Origin of the sequence: Microbulbifer sp. TYP-18 (genome assembly GCF_040932045.1) — a bacterium.
Lineage (GTDB): Bacteria > Pseudomonadota > Gammaproteobacteria > Pseudomonadales > Cellvibrionaceae > Microbulbifer.
Genome location: NZ_JBFRBC010000069.1, coordinates 1 through 2,774, shown reverse-complemented (window position 1 = coordinate 2,774; position 2,774 = coordinate 1). Strand labels below are relative to the sequence as shown.

Below are 2,774 nucleotides of genomic sequence, written 5' to 3'. Positions count from 1 at the left end.
TGGCAGCCATCATCAGCGGAGAAGCCCTGGGCTTATTCAACAGTACCCAGACGGGGATCGGCGCAGCCGGTTTTGGCCAGGGCCGGGAACAGGTCTACGTGAATGCCTCCACCGGCAACCTGGTGCTGCGCCAACAAGACGAATTCGTGGTGTCCTCCGGTTTGGATCTCAGCCTGTTGCGGACCTACAACAGCCAGGGCCAGCTGGACGGCGACAACAATGACGGCTTTCGCTTCAACTTCACCCAGCAACTGACCAGCCTTGTAGGCTCCCCCAATCAGCCGGGTAGCCAGATCACCCGTATTGGCGGCGACGGCGCCGAGACCACCTACACCTACGATGCCACCCTCCAGGCCTACGCCTCCCCCGACGGCGCCGGCGCGCATGATCAAATTATCTACGATAGCGGCAACAACCAGTGGGTCTGGCGTGAGGGCTCCAGCCGTATCGAAGAGGTCTATGGAGACGTGAACGGCGAATGGAAACTCATCGCCCGAGTGGATGCGGAAGGCCGTCAACTGATGTTTGGCCACAATGCCAGCGGCTTGGTGAACAGTATTGTCGACAGCGCCGGCCAGACCTTCACCCTTGCCTACAGCGGCAACCAGGTCACGGGTGTCACCGTCACCAGTGACGGCGTGACCCAACAGCGCCTGCACTACAGTTATGACAGCCAGAACCGTCTGCAAACCGTCACCGTCGATCTCTCCCCCGAAGACAGTGACATTGCCGACGGCAACACCTACACCACCAACTACACCTACGACGGCAGTAGCACCCGTATTGCCTCTGTCACCCAGAGCGACGGCACCCTCATGCAGTTTGCCTATACGGATGTCGATGGCCAGGGGGACTACCGGGTAACCGAAGTGCGTGCCGGGCGCGCAGCGGCGAGTGGTCAGGCTGGGGAGTTCGACAACAGCGATCTGCGTATCACCACCTATGCGTATGACCTGGCGAATGCGGTCACTACCATCACCCAGGTGAGCAATCCCGAGGCGAGTTCGGGCAGTTGGATCGGCCCGCAAACCGAGTTGATGTTCGACAGCGCCGGGCGTATCACTCAGATGACCGCCCCCGCTGACCAAAACGGCGTGAGGGAAGTCACCCAGTACAGCTACGATGCCGACGGCAATCTCCTGACCCTTACCGATCACAGTGGGGATACCGCGACCTATGAATACGATGGGCGCGGTAACCAGACCCTGATGCGCGATGCCCAGGGCAACACGGTGGCACGTGAATACGATAGTGACAACCAACTCGTTAAAGAGACGGTGTACCTGCGTCCGGACCCCGACGCCGGCGGTGCAGAGCAACCGGCCGAAGCCCGTGTCACCCACTATGTCTATGACGATAACCAGCGTCTGCGCTATATCGTCAGCCACGACGGCACTGTCCAGGAAACCCGCTACACAGACGACAGCCAAAACCTGCAAAATGGTGTCCCCGCTCGTACGATCAGCAGTATTACCTACCTGCAACACGGTTACTTCGACCAGTTTGATGCGGATAACTACAGCGAAGCCAGCACTGCCAACAGTGCGACCTTCGATATGGCTGCGCTAGATAGCTGGGTGCAGAATACCCAGAGCGATATCCAGGCCAACGACCTGCACAATGCCACTCGCCGCCATGACACCCTGCTGGATTTTCGTGGCCAAGTACACAGCGTGACGCACTACGCCAGTGTCGATACAGCTGGTGCCGGTGTTGTCGACGGCAGTGAGTCCACCAGCTACGCCGTCTATGATGCCAATGGTCGCCTGCTGAGCACCGTAGACCCCCGTGGTACTGGTGCCGCCTCCAGCACCTATAGCAGCAGCTATGTGTACGATGGCCTGGGTCGGCTGCTCAGTAGTACCGATGCCGAAGGGCACACCAGTACGACCCTGTATAACGACGCCCAATCACAAATCATCAGCACTGATGCCGATGGCCTGCAGGTCACCCGCAGTTACGCCTCCAATGGAAGTCTGGTCAGCGAGGTCCGCTTTGATACCACCAATGGCAATGTCCCCTTAGGTGAAAGCAAATACTTCTACGATAGCCTGGGTAGAATCCGTGCCACCCAGGATGCCATTGGCGCCATCAGCCACAGTCTCTACGACAGCAAAGGCCAGATGGTCGCAGTGATTAGCGCGACCGGCTCCGTCACCGAATTCCATTACGATGCCGAAGGGCGCCAGGTCCGCAATACCGGTTATGCCAATAAGCTGACGAGTCTTCAACTGCAAAGCCTGCTGGTAAAAGATGGCGGCCAGAACATCATTGGTATCGACGAATCCCTGTCGCTGGAGGATCTTCGACCTGTGGCCGATGCGGGGAATGATCGCCGGGCGTATCAGTACTACGACAATGCCGACCGTGTGCGGTTTGTGGTGGATGCGGCAGGTTACCTGAGTGAAACCCAGTACAACGCCCAGGGTCAGGTGCTGCGTAGCACGCAGTACGACATACAGGTCCAGAACCCCGGGAGTGAGACCACGGTGACACTGGCGGCCAAGTATGCAGCCAGTAATACCAGCCTTAGCGTCGCCAGCGACAGTGCCACTACCTGGGTCGAGCCGCTACAAAGCTATGCTGAAGCCGATACCCTGGGGTTCAACCAGCAGATTGCCGCGAATCAGGCAGGCAGTATTGACTTGAGCCAGAGTGCCACTACCCGACCGGCGCAAAATGCGTATGCACTCGCCTCCACTACCAATCAGCGTGTAGAAAATACGCAAACGGAAAGTGTGAGTGGCAGTGCCATTACGAATTCGTTTACCCGT

General features: G+C 58.4%; 1 protein-coding gene. It reads left to right on the top strand.

Going from position 1 to position 2,774, the window contains the following annotated elements:
* A partial coding sequence (locus ABVT36_RS18830) for a DUF6531 domain-containing protein (protein WP_368457935.1) occupies positions 1–2,774 on the top strand: 2,774 nt, incomplete at both ends.